This is a genomic window from Cyclobacterium roseum, assembly GCF_010119225.1.
In the GTDB taxonomy this organism is placed as follows: domain Bacteria; phylum Bacteroidota; class Bacteroidia; order Cytophagales; family Cyclobacteriaceae; genus Cyclobacterium; species Cyclobacterium roseum.
This window is the reverse complement of the sequence record NZ_WNKF01000008.1, coordinates 155,991-176,691: the sequence shown is the minus strand read 5'-3', so window position 1 is coordinate 176,691 and position 20,701 is coordinate 155,991. Positions and strand designations below refer to the sequence as shown.

At 44.5% G+C, this 20,701-nt stretch carries 16 protein-coding genes; 6 read left to right on the top strand and 10 right to left on the bottom strand.

The annotated features are described in order from the left end of the window. Positions 1-129: 129 nt before the first annotated feature. The 5 genes from GJQ68_RS13165 to rpmB form a co-directional block, all read right to left on the bottom strand. The gene (locus GJQ68_RS13165) at positions 130-687 is read right to left on the bottom strand and encodes a transposase (protein ID WP_162417717.1); all 558 of its coding nucleotides are present in this window, start codon (positions 685-687) and stop codon (positions 130-132) included. Between the two features lie 553 nt (positions 688-1,240). After that, positions 1,241-2,200: a signal recognition particle-docking protein FtsY gene (ftsY, locus tag GJQ68_RS13160; RefSeq protein ID WP_162417716.1), complete on the bottom strand. Its 960-nt coding sequence runs from the start codon at positions 2,198-2,200 to the stop codon at positions 1,241-1,243. 90 nt (positions 2,201-2,290) lie between these two features. After that, a complete protein-coding gene (locus GJQ68_RS13155) occupies positions 2,291-2,443 on the bottom strand; it encodes a DUF4295 domain-containing protein (protein ID WP_162341906.1) in 153 nt (50 codons plus the stop codon). Between the two features lie 30 nt (positions 2,444-2,473). After that, the gene (gene rpmG, locus GJQ68_RS13150; RefSeq protein WP_092174477.1) at positions 2,474-2,656 is read right to left on the bottom strand and encodes a 50S ribosomal protein L33; all 183 of its coding nucleotides are present in this window, start codon (positions 2,654-2,656) and stop codon (positions 2,474-2,476) included. A gap of 37 nt (positions 2,657-2,693) precedes the next feature. Then, the gene (rpmB, locus tag GJQ68_RS13145; protein WP_162341904.1) at positions 2,694-2,936 is read right to left on the bottom strand and encodes a 50S ribosomal protein L28; all 243 of its coding nucleotides are present in this window, start codon (positions 2,934-2,936) and stop codon (positions 2,694-2,696) included. Between the two features lie 219 nt (positions 2,937-3,155). Between rpmB and rocD the strand changes: the two genes are divergently transcribed. The 4 genes from rocD (at position 3,156) to GJQ68_RS13125 (ending at position 7,927) form a co-directional block, all read left to right on the top strand. Further along, the gene (gene rocD, locus GJQ68_RS13140; protein ID WP_317174434.1) at positions 3,156-4,445 is read left to right on the top strand and encodes an ornithine--oxo-acid transaminase; all 1,290 of its coding nucleotides are present in this window, start codon (positions 3,156-3,158) and stop codon (positions 4,443-4,445) included. After that, positions 4,442-5,098 (top strand): HAD family hydrolase, encoded by a 657-nt coding sequence (locus tag GJQ68_RS13135; protein ID WP_162417715.1) that lies wholly within the window; start codon positions 4,442-4,444, stop codon positions 5,096-5,098. The genes rocD and GJQ68_RS13135 overlap by 4 nt, the downstream gene beginning before the upstream one ends. 73 nt (positions 5,099-5,171) lie before the next feature. Continuing rightward, entirely contained in the window at positions 5,172-6,140 is a 969-nt protein-coding gene (gene hemB, locus GJQ68_RS13130) for a porphobilinogen synthase (RefSeq protein ID WP_162417714.1), read from the top strand. A gap of 488 nt (positions 6,141-6,628) precedes the next feature. After that, positions 6,629-7,927 (top strand): ammonium transporter, encoded by a 1,299-nt coding sequence (locus GJQ68_RS13125; RefSeq protein ID WP_162417713.1) that lies wholly within the window; start codon positions 6,629-6,631, stop codon positions 7,925-7,927. Positions 7,928-8,861: 934 nt separating this feature from the next. Here GJQ68_RS13125 and GJQ68_RS13120 read toward each other — a convergent pair. From GJQ68_RS13120 to dnaK, 3 genes are all read right to left on the bottom strand, one after another. After that, complete coding sequence (locus GJQ68_RS13120) at positions 8,862-9,623, bottom strand: DUF6733 family protein (protein ID WP_162417712.1); 762 nt, start codon at positions 9,621-9,623, stop codon at positions 8,862-8,864. A 584-nt stretch (positions 9,624-10,207) separates the two neighbouring features. Next, the gene (locus tag GJQ68_RS13115) at positions 10,208-10,582 is read right to left on the bottom strand and encodes a co-chaperone GroES (RefSeq protein WP_162417711.1); all 375 of its coding nucleotides are present in this window, start codon (positions 10,580-10,582) and stop codon (positions 10,208-10,210) included. Between the two features lie 113 nt (positions 10,583-10,695). Next, positions 10,696-12,624, bottom strand: a complete 1,929-nt coding sequence (dnaK, locus tag GJQ68_RS13110; protein WP_162417710.1) for a molecular chaperone DnaK — start codon at positions 12,622-12,624, stop codon at positions 10,696-10,698. A 196-nt stretch (positions 12,625-12,820) separates the two neighbouring features. On the opposite strand from dnaK, the gene GJQ68_RS13105 reads away from it, so the two are divergent. Together GJQ68_RS13105 and GJQ68_RS13100 are read left to right on the top strand one after the other, a co-directional pair. Then, a complete protein-coding gene (locus GJQ68_RS13105; protein WP_162417709.1) occupies positions 12,821-13,618 on the top strand; it encodes an MOSC domain-containing protein in 798 nt (265 codons plus the stop codon). A 491-nt stretch (positions 13,619-14,109) separates the two neighbouring features. Next, on the top strand, positions 14,110-18,702 hold the full coding sequence (locus GJQ68_RS13100; protein ID WP_162417708.1) for a malectin domain-containing carbohydrate-binding protein: 4,593 nt from the start codon (positions 14,110-14,112) through the stop codon (positions 18,700-18,702). 96 nt (positions 18,703-18,798) lie between these two features. Here the strand turns inward: GJQ68_RS13100 and GJQ68_RS13095 are convergent, their stop codons facing one another. After that, positions 18,799-19,125, bottom strand: a complete 327-nt coding sequence (locus tag GJQ68_RS13095; protein ID WP_162417776.1) for a nucleotide pyrophosphohydrolase — start codon at positions 19,123-19,125, stop codon at positions 18,799-18,801. Then, on the bottom strand, positions 19,125-20,669 hold the full coding sequence (locus GJQ68_RS13090; RefSeq protein ID WP_317174433.1) for an ATP-binding cassette domain-containing protein: 1,545 nt from the start codon (positions 20,667-20,669) through the stop codon (positions 19,125-19,127). Before GJQ68_RS13090 ends, GJQ68_RS13095 begins: the two co-directional genes overlap by 1 nt. Positions 20,670-20,701: the final 32 nt, after the last annotated feature.

Below are 20,701 nucleotides of genomic sequence, written 5' to 3'. Positions count from 1 at the left end.
TTTGAGACCTCGAAGGTTTTTTTCGTACTCGCTCCGCAAAGAATACGGGGTTCGGGAAACCCAAAGGTCAATGTGTCAAACCTTTGGGGTCTTTGAGACCCCGAAGGTTTTCACCGCAGATTTGTACAATCATTCCAAAGCAAACTCCTCAGAAATATAAAATTCCGTATTAGTTTGATGTGCAAGTTTAAACCCGTCCAACCCTCCAAACCACTCTAAAACCAATTCCCGATTTAGTTTGGACTTTGTTTTAGATAAATAACTTCGAAAAGAAGAATACTTCCAATCCAGAGGTTCCTTGGTCAGTTTATGTTTCATAGGATTGAGATGAATGTAAATAACAATTCTGCTTAAATAATCCTCCTTGTCAATTTTTTTGCGCTTAAATTTTCTTTGAAATAATGCACCGTTTCTTTTGAATGCTTTGTTTATACTTTTGCTGTAAGAATTCAGGAAATTAGAAAAAGCTTTGACGATTTTATCGTTGGTGACACCCCTATTTATTTTTATCAGAAAGTGAAAATGATTTGGAATAAGACAAAAAGCCAAGGTTTGCACATTTTCACCTAAAAAATGATCGTATTTTTCCAGGAAGTAGCCATAATTATCTTCTATTTGAAATAGCTTTTCATTTCCAATGGCCCTACTGTATACATGATACACACATTCAGCATCAAAAACATCCATCGTGAATATATCGTTTAGGCGAGTTAAAATAATCATTCTCTATGAAACCCGGAAAGAAATATACGGGTTTTTCCAGCCCAACGGTCAAAATCTATAACCTTTGAAGTCTTTGAGACCTCGAAGGTTTCAAACGTACACGTTCCAGGAAAGACCTTCGGGGTTGGAGAAACCCCAAAGGTCAATACGCATAACCTTTGAGGTCTTCGAGACCTCGAAGGTTTCTTTCGTACACGTTCCAGAAAAGATCTTCGGGGTTGAAGAAACCCCAAAGGTCAATGCCCGAAACCTTTGGGGTCTTTGAGACCTCGAAGGTTTCTTTCAGTACACGTTCCAGAAAAGACCTTCGGGGTTGAAGAAACCCCAAAGGTCAATGCCCGAAACCTTTGGGGTCTTCGAGACCCCGAAGGTTTTAAACGTTCACGTCCAGGAAAAGACCTTCGGGGTTATTGGAAACCCCAAAGGTCAATGCCTGTAACCGTTGAGGGTCCGTCTTCGTCCGCTGCCTTCGCTCAGGCACCGTATCATCACATCACCACATCACCAAATCATCAAATCACCTATTTTTCTTAAAAAGCGAATCCACAAATTCCCTTCGGTCAAAGACCTGCAAATCGGTCATCTTCTCTCCTACCCCAATATACTTAACCGGGATCTTGAATTGATCTGAAATGCCGATGACCACGCCTCCCTTGGCCGTGCCGTCCAGCTTGGTGATGGCCAGGGCACTGATCTCGGTGGCTTTGGTAAATTCCTTGGCCTGAATAAAGGCATTCTGACCGGTAGAGCCATCCAACACCAGCAAAATCTCGTGGGGTGCCTCGGGGATGAATTTTTGCATCACCCGCTTGATCTTGGTCAGTTCGTTCATCAGGTTGACCTTGGTATGCAGCCGGCCCGCCGTATCCACAATCACCACATCTGCCTTCATTTCCACGGCCTTTTTTACCGTGTCAAAGGCTACCGAAGCAGGGTCGGTGTTCATGCCATGGGAGATAACCGGCACGTCCACCCGTTCCCCCCAGAGGATAAGCTGGTCCACGGCAGCGGCACGGAAGGTATCCGCCGCTCCCAGCACCACTGACTTTCCGGCCTGCTTGAATTGGTGGGCCAATTTTCCGATCGTAGTCGTCTTGCCCACCCCGTTGACCCCTACTACCATGATGACGTAGGGCTTCTTGCCTTCCGGAAGGTCAAAGTCGCCCAAATCCTGGGTATTGTTCTCCTCCAACAGTCCGGACACCTCCTCCCGTAACAGCAGGTCCAGTTCGGCGGTATTCACGTATTTGTCTCGGGCCACCCGCTCTTCAATGCGCCGGATGATCTTGATGGTGGTATCCACACCTACATCGGAGGTGATCAGGATCTCTTCCAGCTCATCCAGTATGTCCTCATCCACTTTGGACTTGCCCACGATGGCTTTACCCAGCTTTGAAAAAAGGTTTTTGCTGGATTTCTCCAGCCCCTTGTCCAGACTCTCTTTTTCCTCTTTAGAAAAAAAACCAAATATTCCCATAAGTACGTTTCTATGACCCGAATATACGCAAAAATCCCTTTCGATAAGAACCGAAAGGGATGTATAAATGCGTGAATGGCGGGATAATCCTTATTTTTTAAGGGTCTCCTGAACCAAAGGACTGGGCACCATTTCCTCCTTGAAGGTATAGGCTCCGGTCTTCTCGGACCGAACCGCTTTGATCACTTTGGCATACGAGACACCACCTTCTTTTTTCAGTGTTGCTACTACTTTCTTAGCCATAATATTTCTGTTTTATCCCGAAGGAAGTGATTACTTGATTTCTTTATGAACCGTCACTTTTTTCAAAATGGGATTGAATTTTTTCAATTCCAAGCGCTCGGTAGTATTTTTTCTATTCTTGGTGGTGATGTACCGGGAAGTACCGGGCATACCACTTTGCTTGTGTTCCGTACATTCCAGGATTACCTGTACTCTGTTACCTTTCTTAGCCATTGCGTATTATGATTTAGTGTGGTTGGAAGTAGACACCTTATTTGATGACGATTTCTCCTTTTTTCTGCGCCTCTTTCAATACCGCACTGATTCCTTTTTTATTGATGGTCCTCAAAGCAGAAGAGGATACTTTCAACGTAATCCAGGCATCTTCCTCCGGGATGTAAAAGCTCTTCTTGTGCAGGTTGGGGTAAAATCTACGCTTGGTTTTGTTATTGGCGTGTGATACGTTATTTCCTACCTGAGGCCTTTTTCCAGTTATGTCACAAATTTTTGCCATGATATATATGTATCCGTGTTGTTTTTACTTTTTCAATTGGGTTTGCAAATATCGGAAGTTTTCATTAAATAACAAAAGTAGGTAACATAATTATTAAATAAATCCCTGCCTACCAACTTTTTGGTTTTGCCTCCGGTTTCCGGATCCCTTTTCTTATATTTGCCCCTTCGGAAAGAAATTGCTCCGAAACACCATTTAAAAGAATTAAACAGGAGATCCATGATGCAGGAGATCAGTTCAAGCAAGGAAGCGATACAATTAGAACATATCCACGGGGCCCACAATTACCATCCTTTGCCCGTTGTACTTACAAAAGGAGAAGGAGTATACCTTTGGGACGTGGAAGGAAAAAAATATTTTGACTTTCTTTCGGCCTATTCGGCCGTCAATCAGGGGCATTGCCATCCCCGGATAAAGGAGGCCCTTATCGCACAGGCCGGTACCCTCACCCTTACTTCCAGGGCATTTCACAATGACGTGCTGGGGCCCTATGAAAAATACATTACCGAATATTTCGGCTTCGACAAGGTGTTGCCCATGAATACCGGCGTAGAAGCAGTGGAGACCGCCATCAAAATCGCCCGGAAATGGGGCTATGAGAAAAAAGGAGTACCCGAGCAGCAGGCAAAAATCATCGTGGCCGAGGGCAACTTCCACGGCCGAACCACCACCGTCATTTCCTTTTCCAATGATGAAAATGCCCGGAAAAACTTCGGCCCCTATACCCCGGGGTTTATACGGATCCCCTATAATGATCTGACTGCTTTGAAAGCAGCCCTGACTGAAAATCCGGAGACGGTGGCCTTTCTGATCGAACCCATACAGGGCGAGGCGGGCGTCAACACTCCGGATGAAGACTACATGATGCAGGCTAAAAAACTGTGTCAGGAACATCAGACCTTATTGCTGGCGGATGAAATCCAAACCGGCATCGGAAGAACGGGATCCCTGCTGGCGGTCTGCGGTAATTGCAGCTGCGAGGGCCACTGCGAAAAACAGGAAACCTATGTGGAACCGGATATATTGATCCTGGGCAAGGCACTTTCCGGAGGATTTTTCCCGGTTTCAGCCGTTTTGGCCAATAATCCCATCATGGAGGTCATTCACCCTGGACAACACGGGTCTACCTTTGGAGGCAACCCCCTGGGTGCCAAAATAGCCATTACTGCCCTGGAAGTGGTACGGGATGAAAAACTGTCCCAAAACGCCCGGGCCCTGGGCAAGGTATTCCGGGAGCGCATGGAACTGCTTGCCAATAAATCTCCCTGGGTAAGTCTGGTTCGAGGCTGGGGCTTGCTGAATGCCATCGTAATCAATGACAGCCCGGACAGCAGCACGGCCTGGGACATTTGTGTTGCTTTAAAAGACAACGGCTTACTGGCCAAACCCACACACGGTAATATCATTCGTTTTGCTCCTCCGCTGGTTATGAGCATGGAAGAGTTGCACAGCTGCTGCGATATCATCGAAAAGACCATTCTGGCATTTGAAAAAACCGAAGTAGAATGAAGGAGCAGGCCATCATTTTCGATATGGACGGTGTGATCTGTCATACCAATCCTTTCCACTCGGAGGCGTTTCGCGTGTTTTTTGGCAAACGGGGCTTGAATCCCAGCGAGGAAGAATTTGCCCGGCACATGTACGGCAAAAGTAACAAATACATCTTTGCTCATTTTCTGGGCAGAGAGGTGGTCGGGACTGAGTTCACGGCACTGGAGCAAGAGAAAGAAGGTCTATTTCGGGAAATTTATGCCGATAAGGTAGAGACACTACCCGAATTTCTACCGTTTCTCCAGTCATTAAAAAAAGAAGGCTACCGAACCGGAGTCGCTACCTCTGCCCCCCGTGCCAACCTGGATTTAATTATGGGGCATTTGGGTTTCGGGCCCAGCATGGAGTCGGTTATGGCCAGCGAAAATGTAAAAAAACACAAACCCGACCCGGAAGTGTACCTCAGTTCTTCCAGAAACCTGAATGTAGACCCGGCCCGATGCCTGGTCTTTGAGGATTCTCATTCCGGTGTATCCGCCGCCCGAAACGCTGGCATGCGCGTGGTGGGAGTGCTTTCTTCCCATAGCAAGGAGGAATTACCCCCTTGTGATCATTACATCCGGGATTACCGGGACATAGATCTGGAGATGGTTTCCGGATTATTTTCCTGATTGAAAAACCAGCCCTATTAGCCCACCTTCAGTTTACTCCTATAGTATACATCTTTCCAGAACCCTATTCACCATGCTTAGAAGACCCCGAAGAAACCGAAAATCTGCCGCCATTCGCTCTCTGGTAGAAGAAACCAGGCTCTCCGTCAGCGATTTTATTTTTCCGTTGTTTCTGATCGATGGCATCAACCAAAAAGTAGAAGTAAAATCCATGCCGGGTATTTACCGGTATTCGCTGGACCTGATGCTGGAGGAAATTGACTCCTGCCTGAGGCTGGGGATCAATGCCTTTGATATTTTCCCAGCCTATCCGGAAGACAAAAAGGACCGCTTTGCTACGGAAAGTTACCGGGAAGATACCTTTTATTTAAAGGCCTTGCGAACCATCAAGCAGAGCTTTCCCCAGGCCTGCATCATGACCGATGTGGCCATGGACCCTTACAATTCGGACGGTCACGATGGCCTGGTAGAAAACGGTAAAATCCTGAATGATGAGACGCTGGAAATTCTGGGCAAAATGACCCTGGCTCAGGCAAAAGCCGGGGCAGACATCATCGGCCCCTCCGATATGATGGACGGCCGGGTGGGCTATCTTCGTAAATTGCTAGACGAAAACGGCTACAAGGAAGTCTCGATTATGTCCTACACGGCCAAATACGCCAGTGCCTTCTACAATCCCTTCCGGGATGCCCTGGATTCCGCCCCAAAATCCGGAGATAAAAAAACCTATCAGATGGATCCGGCCAACAGCCAGGAGGCCTTGATTGAAGGGCAATTGGATATGGAAGAGGGAGCGGATTTTCTGATGGTCAAGCCTGCCCTGGCCTATCTGGACATCATCAAACTGCTTCATGACCGTTTCCCCCTACCCATTGCCGCCTATAATGTGAGCGGTGAATATGCCATGATCAAGGCTTCGGCAGCCAATGGCTGGCTGGATGGAGAACGAGCCATGCTGGAATCCCTGCTCAGCATCAAGAGGGCCGGTGCGAAAATCATTTTGACCTATTTTGCCAAAGAAGTGGCCCTATTGGAATCCTGATAAGGATTTAATTTTTCAACCCATTCCGGACGTCTATTGGAATCATAACAAGCACCTGATATTTTCCGAAAAGAAATGTTTTTACAATTTTTTTGCTCAACTAAGCAAAAAAATAAATATTAAGAAAGTCCTTTTTATCAAAACCATTCCATCCTGTTTTAAAGCACCAAAAAAAGGTATATAAATCCGTCTTTTTGTGCATTAGTAATTTATTTCACTTATTTTTCAAAAATTTACCTTTTTAAATACGGTAATAAAACCTGTTGCAATCTATTATTTTTATTTGCAACCGGTTTATTTTCAAACCATATAATTTAACTTAATTTGAATTTTATTCAATAGTCCACAATTATTAACCTTTTGTCAGGTACTAAATACATTATTTATGTTATAAGAGGTTATTTTTTTACCCATTATTGATTAGATTTGATTCAGACGCTTAAAATAAAGTAGCATTTCTAACCATAACCCTTTAATAATAGGTTCCTATGAAAAATATTGTCTCGCCTTTAACCCAGGTAAGCACCGATGGAGTCGATCTGGCTGATGCCATTGCACAAAACCTGCTTACTACGAATAACGTTTGGATGATGCTGGCAACAGCACTGGTATTTATCATGCACCTCGGCTTTGCCGGGGTGGAAGCCGGTTTTGGTCAGGCCAAAAATACGGTTAACATCCTTTTTAAAAATACGGTCACGCCCATCTTAGGTATTGTGACTTATGGGCTGACGGGATTTTTTCTGATGTATCCCGGATTTGAGCAGCCGGGTTGGCTTGGTTTTGACGGGCCCGGTTGGAGCATGTTTTGGTTTAGCCCTGCTGATGCAGACGTTACCACAGCTTATGCCGATGGAAATTACACCTATTGGACTGACTTTCTTTTTCAGGCCATGTTTGCAGCCACTGCCGCCACCATTGTATCCGGTGCCATCGCTGAAAGGGTGAAATTATGGTCCTACCTGATGTTTACGGTTGTTTTCGTAGGAATAGTTTACCCCATTATCGGAAGCTGGAAATGGGGTGGCGGAGCACTTGACGACATGGGGTTTTATGACTTTGCCGGATCTACACTGGTGCATTCTGTCGGCGGATGGGGTGCGCTGGCCGGCGTAATTATGGTGGGCCCCAGGATCGGTAAGTATATCAATGGAAAAACGATCGAAAAACCAGGTTCCAGTGTTCCCCTGGCCGTGATAGGGGTATTCCTTCTTTGGTTGGGCTGGTTTGGCTTTAACGGCGGTTCTGTCCTATCTGCTGACCCAGGCCTGGTATCCTTTGTATTGGTTACCACATCGCTTGGAGCCTGTGCGGGAGGCTTGGGAGGATTCTTTGCCGCCTATTTCGCCTTCAAACGATTAGACCTCGGAATGGTTCTAAATGGCATTCTGGCTGGCCTGGTAAGCATTACGGCAGGAGCCGATGTAATCAATCCTATATTTGCACTCTTAGTAGGGTTCGTGGCCGGCATCCTGGTGGTATTGTCTGCCATATTCCTGGATAAATTGAAGCTAGACGATGTAGTAGGGGCCGTATCTGTCCACCTTACCTGCGGGGTCTGGGGAACCCTGGCCGTGGGCATCTTCTCTTCCAATCCGGATCATTCCTTCATTACCCAACTGCTAGGTGTACTTATTTGCGGTGCCGCTGCCTTTATTTCGGCACTGGCCATCTTTTTTGTGCTGAAGAAAACAGTGGGCATCAGGGTATCCGAAGAACACGAACGGTCCGGTTTGGACAGCCATGAACATGGTATTAGAGGATATACCATTGTTTATGACGAATAAATGCACCTGATTTGATATTCAACCAGTTTCACCACCCTTGCCCAACGAAAGGCTTCGAATTCCTTTCGGTTTGGGCAAGGGTTTTTATTAGTCGCCTAGATAATGCCCAATGCAATAGCTAATTCCTGCCCAGGTTATTAAACACACCGCTTTTAACGTCAAATCTCGTATCATTTTTAGCTGCCACTTTTCAAAAGGAAGGGTCTTTAACGCCCTACTTGTACTAAAAAATTTTCAGGCATTGATCCTGTATTCAGGTAGTCACACCCAAATTTTCAGAAAAAAAATCCAGAAGGGTTTACGCCTGAGTATCCCTATACAAGACACTGTATTACGGCGTGTTACCGAAACAAACGCCCCCTAATTCTGATCAGGGCGTTATCAACCCCTATTGGAACCGATTGGAGGAATGGTAGGCATTTGAAGGTTCCATGTTCAATTGGATTCCAGTTTGCACCGCTGACAAAAGGCGCACCATTCAGCAGGCATACACCGACTATAAGTTAGGGGGATTGACGAGCGTCAATAGCAAAAGAAAGTAAAACAGGGTCTGCTTGAAAAAAATTTCTCCCATGCTATTGCTTATACCATACGAGAATGGGAGAATTAGCCCACATGGGAATTTAGATTTACCTGCACCTTCCTGATTATTAAGCCAAATCAAAGTCAGAAATTCCCAATCAAAATCCCATAGCACCGGTCCCTTTACCATATTGGGTAATTACCTGATTGGCTTTTTCTTTACCTATTTCAGTGCGGGGACTGATGGAAAGGGAAAAAAAGCATGCTTCAGGAATCTGCAAACCGGACTCCCAAACGGTCGTTAAACCCAATCTACTACAGAGCATACCTGATGATTCAGATCACCCCGTGCTACACAAAAAAAGGAGACCGTCAAACAGTCTCCTTTTTTAATGCAAATTTAGTATACGTCTTAGAAACTAAGACCTGTAGTAACTTTGAAAAAGGAATCATTTCCCTCCACCAGATCGCCGCCGGCAGATAGTCTGGCAAACGCCTTTCCATTAGGATCGGAAAACTGAATATAGGGGCCAATCCACTGATAAACGTCTGTAGATTCAGACACATTGGAACCTCCAGAGTTAATCAAGTGCTCATAGTGCACTCCCAGGGAAAAGAAATCCGAAGCCTTCACCCCGAAATTAGCCCAGTAGTGAATATACGCCAAGGTAGTACCACCGTCAGGGGCCAGGTCTCTCAATGGGGAGTACAATCCAAAATAGATCTCACCTTCTGTTTTTGCCTTATCCAATCCAATGGTCAGGTTGGGAACCAAACCATCCCCAAAAACACCGGGACCTGCGGTACCAGAAGAAAGCAAGTTCCCGCCGGTCACACCAATCTGCGGATTGATACTCAAACCATCTGCAGCATCGAAGCTATACCCCACACCAAATTCGGTCCAGTTGCCCCAGCCTCCGCCAGAACCCTGGTTACCACCTGTACCACCAGACCATAAGATGCCATAGAATGTAAATGCTGAGGTTTCGCTAACGGCATAGGAACCGGAAAAGAATGGATAAAACCCGAAAAACTGATCAGAATTTACGGTGATGGTATAACTGAATTTCTCATCTGTTTCACTTTGTGCTGACGCAGTACTTACCGCAAAGACAAAAAACAAAGAAAGCGCAATAATGCTTTTCATTAAAGTTGGAATGTTAATTTTTCTCATGATTTTGATAATTAAGGTTAATTTTTAAACTGAAACTTATTCAAAATTTAATTTTAAAATAACTAGGGGTTATTTTCAGATTCAATATTACCCTATATTTATCAATTTTGCAATAAAAAAATTATTATTGGTTACTTTTTTTACCTCATTTAGCTTTTACTACACTAATTTTGAATATTTAAGGTCTATTATTAGATAGTATTAAATGCCATAACATTTTACTAATCCTACATTATTACCGGATTACCGGATAGTTAAAAATATAAATAAGATATTTATACATAGTTTTAGTATAAAAAATAAAATTTTATTCGTTTTAGATACTGATAGAATAAAAATCAATTTATGAGGTAAAATATTAAAACTATGCCGATATGACATTAAAAATTCACGAACCTGCCCAATGAAAAGCTGCAACAGCCATTTGTCAGGGCATATGGACAGGCATGTAGATTAGGTTCAGAGAGCCACTGGTAAGGAATTTCGGTAAATATTGAAATTAAAGAATTCGGTTCGGCACTACTTAAAAAAAAAAACCACAGCAGGAATACCCACTGTGGCTTTAGAATCGAGGATTAAAAAAACTACAAATCCTCCTCCCTCTCCAACATCAAGATGGCATTTTGAGGGACGATGTAATATTTTTCTCCTTCAAACATAACTTCGAAGGCTCCGTTCATCAGGAAAACGGCCAAATCACCTTCTTTTGCTTGCAGGGGAATGTATTTTACGTTCTCTCCGTGATCTTTCCAGGGCTCCTCCTCTTCCACCGGAAGTGGAATGGGGTATCCCGGACCTGCCTTAATTATGTACCCTTGCTGCACTTTCTCCTTTTCCTGGACACCAGGTGGCAGGTACAAACCGCTGGAGGTCTTTTGATCCGGTTTCTTCAATTTGATCAACAAGCGATCCCCCACGATAATAATTTTCCGTAACTTATTTTCAGAGGTCAATTGCATACTTATACATATTTAGGCTAACATTAACTTGTCCTACTTGGACTAAAAATAATGGCATCCCCACCTCGGTGAAGACGCCATTATATCATGTAATCGTAAACGTTGAGGAGGAATTATTTTTTATCTTCCTCATTCACTTCTTCGTAATCTACGTCAGACACCCCATCTCCGGAGGCAGCATCGGCTGACCCACTATCTTCAGGTCCTCCCTGGGCAGCACCACCCTGGGCTCCTTCGGATGCGTTATACATCTCCTGAGATGCGGCAGTCCAAGCGGTGTTTAACGCTTCCATTCCTGCGTCGATTGCCTCAAGATCCTGGCTTTGGTGTGCCGATTTCAATTTTTCCAATGCTTCATTCACTGCGGTTTTATTGCCTTCAGAAAGTTTCTCTCCGAATTCTTTAAGCTGCTTCTCGGTTTGGAAGATTAGGCTATCTGCCTGATTAATCTTATCGATTTTCTCTTTTTCAACCTTATCAGTGGCCGCATTGGCTTCTGCTTCTTTCTTCATTCGGTCAATCTCTTCCTGAGAAAGCCCGGAAGAAGCCTCAATCTTGATCTTCTGCTCTTTACCAGTTCCCTTATCCTTAGCGGACACATTCAGAATACCGTTGGCATCAATATCAAAGGTTACCTCAATTTGCGGAACTCCCCTTGGAGCCGGTGGAATGTCGGTCAACTGAAACCTACCTATGGCTCTATTATCCTTCGCCATGGATCTTTCTCCCTGAAGCACGTGGATATCCACTGCTGGCTGGTTGTCTGCCGCCGTAGAAAAAACCTCCGACTTTTTGGTAGGGATGGTCGTGTTGGATTCAATCAATTTGGTAAAGACACCGCCCATGGTTTCGATACCCAATGAAAGCGGGGTAACGTCCAGAAGCAACACATCTTTTACCTCTCCGGTCAAAACACCGCCCTGAATGGCCGCACCAATGGCAACCACCTCATCCGGGTTTACGCCTTTAGACGGCTTCTTACCGAAATATTTCTCTACTTCTTCCTGAATTTTTGGAATTCGCGTAGAACCTCCTACCAAAATCACTTCATCAATGTCAGATGGCGATAATCCTGCATCCTTGATCGCTTTTCGTACCGGATCCATGGACCTTCGAACCAGGTCATCGGAAAGCTGTTCGAATTTCGCCCTGGAAAGGTTTCTTACCAGGTGCTTGGGTCCGGACTGCGTTGCGGTGATGTACGGAAGGTTGATTTCCGTGCTGGAAGAACTGGAGAGTTCAATCTTGGCTTTTTCGGCAGCTTCTTTCAAGCGCTGAAGTGCCATGGGATCATTCCTTAGGTCTATATCCTCTTCTGCCTTAAATTCATCGGCCAACCAATTAATAATTACCTGGTCAAAATCATCTCCTCCCAGGTGCACATCTCCATTGGTCGATTTCACCTCAAACACACCGTCTCCCAATTCCAAAACCGAAATATCGAAGGTACCACCACCCAGGTCATACACGGCGATTTTCATGTCCTGGTTTTTCTTATCCAGACCGTAGGCCAGTGCGGCGGCGGTTGGTTCGTTAATGATTCTTTTCACGTCCAAGCCAGCAATCTGACCGGCTTCCTTAGTAGCCTGACGCTCTGAGTCATTGAAATAGGCCGGAACGGTGATCACCGCTTCGGTTACCTCTTGTCCCAGAAAATCTTCTGCCGTAGATTTCATTTTCTGAAGTATCATGGCAGAAAGTTCCTGTGGCGTGTAGGACCGATCACCAATTTTTATGGCCACGGTGTCGTTCGGACCCTTATCCACTTTATAAGAAGCATGCTTCCGCTCTTCCGAAATTTCGGTGAATTTTTTCCCCATAAATCGTTTTACAGAAGAAATGGTATTCGCCGGGTTTGTAATGGCCTGCCGCTTGGCAGGATCCCCCACTTTTCTTTCCCCATTTCCGTTGTCCAAAAATGCCACGATAGAAGGTGTCGTCCTTCTACCTTCACTGTTTTGAATGACCACGGGCTCACTACCTTCCATTACTGCGACGCAAGAGTTGGTCGTTCCCAAGTCTATACCAATAATTTTTCCCATAATTATATTTATTTTATCGTTTTCGTTTCGTTTTCATTTTGCTTACGGAAACAAGAACAACAACCAATGTGCCAAGTGGATGAATGCAAAAATAAATGCCACATTGTCATAATTCCTGACAGTTTTCAGATTCGATTTGTCAGCATTTATCCCTACTTTCCGATCTGGTATGCAGCCACCACCAAATTACTATCGTATGAGAATCTCAGAACTCCACATCTATCCCATCAAATCCCTTGGCGGAATCTCTTTATCAGAAAGCCAACTCGGAAAAGCCGGATTGCAATACGACCGGCAATGGATGCTAGTGGATCGCAACGGAAAGTTCCTGAGCCAGCGAAGCCTACCCCAAATGGCCCTGTTTCAGGTGGCACTCAAAGGCGATCAGTTGCAGATCACCCACAAAGGAGAACACTCGGGTAACGGGATTCAGATTCCCGTTTCCGCTGATTCCGGCGAACTAAGAAGGGTTAGCATCTGGGAAGACGAGGTAAATGCATTGGCAGTAGCCCCCCTCGCCGACGAGTGGTTTTCAGACATGCTCCGCTCCCCTTGCAGCCTGGTGAAAATGAGTCCTCAACACAAGCGGTGGTTAAAGAAAAAGTATCAAATCAACCGGGAACATGTGGGGTTTGCCGATAGCATGCCTATTTTACTTATTGGCCAATCCTCTTTGGAAGATTTAAACCAGCGGCTCCAAACACCGGTACCCATGTCTAGATTTCGTCCAAATATCGTATTTACCGGAGGGCCAGCTTATATGGAAGATACCTGGGATCGATTTACCATCGGGTCGGCCTCTTTCAAAATCACTAAACCTTGCGCCCGTTGCGTAATGATCACAGTGGATCAGGAATCAGGAGAAAAAGGCAAGGAACCGCTATTGACGTTAGCTCAATACAGAAAACAAGGAAAGAAGGTGATGTTCGGACAAAACGCCCTTGTCCTTCAGGAATGCCAGGTGAGGGTTGGCGATTCTTTACAGCCTGGATAAGGAATTTATTGTTGTGTAAACCTTATACAAATTGTGGGTTAAATTTACAGATTACCCAGTTTTTTTTCTTTAATGCTACATGGTAATGTATCTGATAAATTTTTTTTATGGATTAGATGATAGTATTTTAAATACATTTTTATTATTATTAGGTGCTGAAAAATAGGTTTGAAACAAGAATCGCTCTTTTTCAGTTATGCTAAGAACCAAGGAGGTTTGGGTTGGGTGGGTGCAATTAAAAACAATTCTTACCTTTGGCATGAATTTTAAAAGCTTGAGGCTGAAGTCTACCAACTTAATTACCCAACTGGCTACTAATGGCTAAATACTCAAGTATTAAATAATCACATTTCGCAGGGGAGATTTTTGATGAAGTTTGATGTGTTATTTCAAACCAACTAAGATAACTATGTTCGTTTCAAACGGATGAAGCATCAAATAAAAACGATATAAAAACCGAATAAATCAACCACCAACTAAATTAAGTTTAAATGAATACAGTTTTATACAAAGTAATCCTGTGTTGCACATTATTATTGGCTGGATCATCTGTTGACGCAGCCAATTATTACTTCTCCAATGAAACTGGAGATGATTCAAGAAGCTTCGCCCAAGCTCAGAATGCAGCCACTCCCTGGAAAACAATCAATAGATTAAATGCAATCATTTCCAGTTTAAAACCCGGTGATAAGGTTTTATTCCGCAGAAGCGAGTCCTTTTATGGTACGATCCGGATACACATATCCGGAACCGCTGGTGCTCCCATCACTTTTGGTGCTTACGGCTCCGGACCGGACCCGATCATTACTTCTATGGTCAGACTTTCCAATTGGCAATCGGTAGGAAATGGTGTATATGAAGCTTCAGATAGCCGTTTGCCCTATAACAGGGTAAACATGGTGGCTATTAACGATAATCCCCAGGAGATGGGAAGGTACCCCAATTCCAACACTTCCAATAAAGGATACCTAAACTATGAATCCCATTCGGGAAACCGTTCGATTACTGATTATCAACTTTCGTCCAGCCCGAACTGGTCTGGTGGGGAAGTGGTGATCCGAAAAGTCTATTGGATCACCGACCGACACCGGATCAGCTCCCATTCCGGCAACACCTTGAATTATGCCTCCAATTCGGATACCTCTTACGAACCAAAAGCTGGGTATGGATACTTTGTCCAAAATCACCCTGGTACATTGGACCGATATGGAGAATGGTTTTACAACCCATCGACGAGAAAAATGCGTGTGTATTTTGGAAGTACGCCAGGCTCAAACCGGGTGGAGGTAAGTACCCATGACTTCATTGTGCAAAAAATTGGTCCGGCCAGACACCTCACTTTCGAAAACCTGCAATTTAAAGGCGCAAATCGAAATGCGTTTCAGTTTGAAGGAGGAAACGACATTAAAATCATCAATTGTAAAGTCCATCTTTCAGGTGAAGACGGTCTTTACCTGGCTGGGATTTCGAATTTAGTGGTGGAAAATTCGGAAATAAACCACTCTAATAATGTAGGAATGAATATCAAAATTTCCGATGGAGCGCTAATTCGAGGAAATACCATACAAAACACCTACGTATTTCCAGGACATGGGAGAAGTGGTGACAATGTAGGGTTAGCGATATTTTCAGACGGAGATGATAATCTCATAGAATACAACGAGATCAAAAAGACTGGCTATATAGGAATTCGTTTTAGTGGAAATAACACCCAGGTCAGCTCCAATTATATTGACGGATTCTGCATCACAAAGAATGATGGGGGAGGAATTTACACCTATCAGGGAAAATACAGCAATTTTAAAAACAGAAAGGTCACGAACAACATCATTATCAACGGTGTGGGGGTAAAAGAAGGCACGACCATCGATAATTATACCTCCAAACCGCAGGCGGAAGGAATTTACCTGGATGACAATACGACAGATGTGGAAGTATCAGGAAATACCATCGCACATATCACCTCTAAAGGCATATACCTACACAATACTGACAATATTCGGGTCATTAATAATACGGTTTATGACGCAGATAACCTGATATTATTAAGGAATGATCTGATGGGAAACCCTCTTGCAAACACAACGATCGAGAACAATAAACTGCTGGCAAAGGATGCTTCCCAGAACTTTGTTTACATATACTCCCTGTTCGATAATGTGGCAGAAATGGCGAAGTTCAATAATAATCAATATTCAGCCCCGTTTTCAGATAATTTTAGATTCAAGGTACGATATAATGCCAACTCAAGTAATGAAGCCAATAAGTTTTTTGACTTGAAAGGTTGGCAGCGTCGATTCAATAATGACTGGAATTCCAAGACAGGACCTCAGGTCGACAACAGGTACCAGATTTCGAAAAAAGTCGGGTCCAACCGCTACTCGAACGGTTCATTTGACCAAAACGCCAATTACATTAATTGCTCAGACTGCAGCAGCTCCTGGGATAGTGGAAAACTGGACGGAGGCTCCTTAAAAATCAGCACCAAAGGCATCAGCCAGACTTCATTAAAGGTTGGGTCTCTTAAAAAAGGTAAATATTACCTCTTAAAATTCAATGCAATTGCAAACAAAACCATTCCTGTTTCATTCTACCTGCGTCAGGATGGTTCCCCCTGGCATACGCTTTCCGCAGAGCATAATGTAGGTATAGACTGGCAGAAAAGCGACAATGAGGTATTGATCCAATCATTGACAGATATGGAAAGCGCACGCCTGGTAATGAAAATTGGCACTGGAGAAAGCGGTGACCTATGGTTAGACAACCTTGAATTTCATGAAGTGGAGGCCAATGTGATTCAGCCGGAGGACAAAGTGCTTTTCGAAAAGAACCCTACCAGGCAAGAAAAAAGTTTTTCTACTTCAGGAGGCTTCGTAGGCCTGGTGAATGAATGGTTATCACCAACGTTGAAGATTGCTCCCTATTCTTCCTTGCTATTGCTTAAAAGCGGAAGTGAGGTAATAGAGCAGGAGCTACCACAGCCCTCTGTGAGCCTTACCAAACCAGAATCCAACCAGAGCAGCGAGGAAGGCCAAACGGTTGTCATTGAAGCAAGTGCCGAAGTTCAGGATGGAGAAATCGCTCAGGTTGATTTTTACAACGGTTCCGAGAAACTAGGTTCTGCAGACTCAGCCCCGTTTACCTTTGCCTGGGAGAAGGCCACTGCGGGAACGTACAACTTGTCTGCCGTTGCGATAGCCGATAATGGACAGCAAGCCAGTTCGCAGACCATTAGTCTTTCGGTCACGCCTACGACTACCTCAACCCAACCCGAAGAAACCTTCTCCACTTATTACATCAATGCGGGAGGCAAAGAGGACACGGATTGGAATTCCATGAGGTTTTCCGGAGAAAATACCACGAATAACTTTTATAATTCTTCTAAGGTATTTGAGGAGGCAACCGCAAGTTCCTACTCTTTATTTCAAACGGAACGCTATGGTGAAAACCTTTCCTATGAGATTCCGGTACCAAACGGCACGTATTACGTCTACACGCTACACAATGAACTTTGGTTTGGAAAACAAGGTCCAAGTGACCAGGAAGGACAACGGGTTTTTGACATCAGCATAGAAAACACCAAGGTAAAAGACGATTTTGATTTGTATAGGGAAAACCGAAATCAACCCATTGCGCTTTCTTTTGAAGGAGTCAAGGTAATGGATGGGATATTAAACATTGATTTCTCCTCATCTGCTGATAACGCCTCCGTTTCAGGTATCGTCATTAGTGAAAAACCAATCAGCATTCCTGATGAACTGGTAACTGACCTTACTCCTTCCGATTCTGAAAAAAGCGGATACAGCGATTACCTCATGATCAATGTCGGGAGCCGGGATGATACAACATATGATGGAAAACAATTCCTATCTGACTACAAAACCAATTATTTTAATAGCTACTCGGCCAATTCCAACTTCACGGTTTCGGGTCAATCCTTATTTCAATCAGAACGGTACGGCCGAAATATGAACATCCGAATTCCTGTAGAAAACGGCACCTATCAGGTCAAAACCTATCATAACGAACTATGGTTCGGTTCTTTTGGCCCAAGTGCAGGAGAGGGTAAACGGGTTTTTGACATCGCTATCGAAGGGATACTGAAAAAAGACAACTTTGACATCTATGCCGAAGAATTCAATTCCCCGACAATCCTAACCTTTAATAATATCGAGGTAACAGATGGTTGGTTAGAGTTGGACTTATCTGCAAGCACGGATAACGTCACCATTTCCGGCTTGTACATCGGAAAAGCTGGCGGAACTACCCCATCAGAATCAGTCAAATCCCAGCAGGAACCCATATTCCTTAATGCAGGCACCTTCGATGAAACCACCTATAATGGGCAGCTTTATGTGGGTGACCGAAATACTGACTATGCAAATAGCTCCAAAGTTAATTTAAACTTTTCGGTCAACGGTTCCGAAATGTTCCGTACCGAAAGGTACTCCAGAACCCTGGATTATAGCATCCCTGTGAAAAATGGGACCTATACCGTCATCACCTATCACAATGAACTTTGGTTTGGATCATACGGTCCTCCGGCTTCCTCTGGCAACCGGGTTTTTGATATCAACATCGAAGGAAATCGCGTTAAGTCAAACTTTGACATCTACCGGGAATCGGGTAACAAACCGACTACCTTGACCTTTAGATCGGTTAAGGTTGGGGATGGAATGCTAGATATCTCCCTGATCGCCACCACTAATAATGCCACCGTGTCAGGTATCGCAGTGATACCAGAAGGAGATTCCTTCGCATCCAACTTGAGAATGGCAACGGATGAATCCGCCCAGGCTCAGTCGGCTATGGAGACCGATACAGGGCAGGGGCCTGGCACAAGCGTCTATCCCAATCCGGCTTCCTATCAAGCTACGGTATCCATAGGTGAGGACGTAAGCGTAAGAGAAATCTACATTCAAAGTACGTCCGGAGCCCTGGTCAAAAGCATTGACCCCAAGTCGGCTTCCGATGGCTTTGGCACCTACGCACTGCCTCTGGAAGGACTTCAATCGGGAATTTACATTGTGACCGTGTCGGATGGCGGCAATTGGACCAAAAAAATGAAACTGATTGTGGAATAGCTTTCCAAATAACAAAGCCAAAAAGCCGGACTTGATCACAGTCCGGCTTTTTTTATTTAACCCGGCCAATATCAAGTCGGAGCATCACTCAAAAGGTTACTTTAGTTTTTTGTTTGCCTGATGCCTATCCTTATCACGTAAATCTTTTTTCTCAAAATTTTTCTCCAGTGCTTTTGTCAGGTCTACGCCGGTTTGATTAGCCAGGCAAATCAATACCCACAATACATCCGCCATTTCATCGGCCAAATCCTTGTCTTTTTCACTTTCCTTAAAGGACTGCTCCCCATATTTTCTTGCCATGATCCGGGCCACCTCTCCTACTTCTTCGGTCAGGATAGCCATGTTGGTAAGCTCGTCAAAATACCGGACCCCTGTGGAATTGATCCATGCATCTACCTTTTCCTGTGCTTCAGATATTGTCATCATTTCGTGGTTAATTCACTAATTTTTCCTTGATTTAAAGCCAAAACCCTATTTACCCCGGCCGGAACATCCTCTTCGTAATGGCTAACAAATAAAAGAGACATTCCCGTTTCTTCACAGAAAAATGAAATGGCTTGCCGAAAACGAATCCGTTGCTCTTCATCCATGCCCTGGGAGGCTTCATCCAGCACCAGAAGCCGGGGGCTTTTGATCATGGCCCTGGCCAGCAAGCAGAATCGCTGCTCCTCCAAACTAATTCGGTGAAAATTTAAATCCGCTACATGAGGCAACCGAAAGGCCTCCAGCCAGGCATCTGCCAGTGCCTCCTGAGATGAAGTTGGTTTTTTGAATAAGCCCATGGTGTCGAATAAACCAGATAACACTACCTTTTTGCAGGTCTGATTAGAAGGGAAATACCTTCCTAACTCCGGAGAAACGAAACCAACCGGCCTCTTGACATCCCATATACTTTCCCCGGTGCCCCTTTTCCTGTCAAATAATACGATATCATTGGCGTAAGACTGGGGATTCTCTCCCAATACCAGGCTAATTAAGGTAGACTTCCCAGCACCATTGTGCCCCCGGATAAGCCATTTTTCACCTGGCAACACCTTCCAGTTGACACCATCCAATAATACGCTGTCCTGGTACCGAATTGTAACGCCCCGCATTTCAATGACAGTAGAAATCCCAGATTCCTGAAACACCTTTTTTAGCAAGCCCCTAAATGCTTCCTGCTGCACCAGCCCTTGCATTAGCGAACGATTCTCCCATTCCATCAGGATATTGGGGTCTTCTACTGCTACCAACTTACCCTGCCCCAACCATCCATAACGGCTGATACACGAAGGTATTTCCCCGGCAGTGCAGGTCATCACCACCTGAATGCCCGATTCAATAATCGCACCTATTAGTTCGTTAAAATGGCTGCGGGTTTGCACATCCAGTCCTGTCATGGGCATGTCCATCAAAAAAAGGCGGGGGTTTTTCAATAGTGCCAGGGCCATGGCTAATCTCCTGGTTTCCCCGTTGGACAATTTAATCAGGGATTTATCTTTGAATTCATGCAGGTTAAATAAAGAAATTACTTTTTCCAGGGTCCAGGGCCCTGGAATGTTGCTCTCTGCCTGTTTTAAGTACCTTGCCACTGTTTCGGTATCTTCCGATTCCGAACTGTTGAACCGCTGTTGGTAATAAAAATTCTGTTGGCTGGATTTATTTCTAAAAGTGTATTTCTGGGAAACAAAAGCGATTAAATCCCTAAAACTGTTAACGATCCCTTTACTACTTTGCTCCTTTTGGTAATCTGCCGCAAAGGGTCTCTTAATGCTTCCCGCCACCAAAGTGGTTCTTCCCATCAGCGTTTCAAGAAATGCGGTCCGCTCCTTTCCTGAAGTACCCAAAATCACCCAGGATTCTCCATTCATTAGCGTAAAATCCAGCTGCTGGAACAGGGTCTTTCCTTGATCGAGCACGGTCGCCTGCTTGATGACTAAAAAATCATCTGCAGGCCGTTGGGTAACTTTCGGTTCTTTATCAATCAATTTTATAACGTGTCTTTTACTTTAGCAGAAAC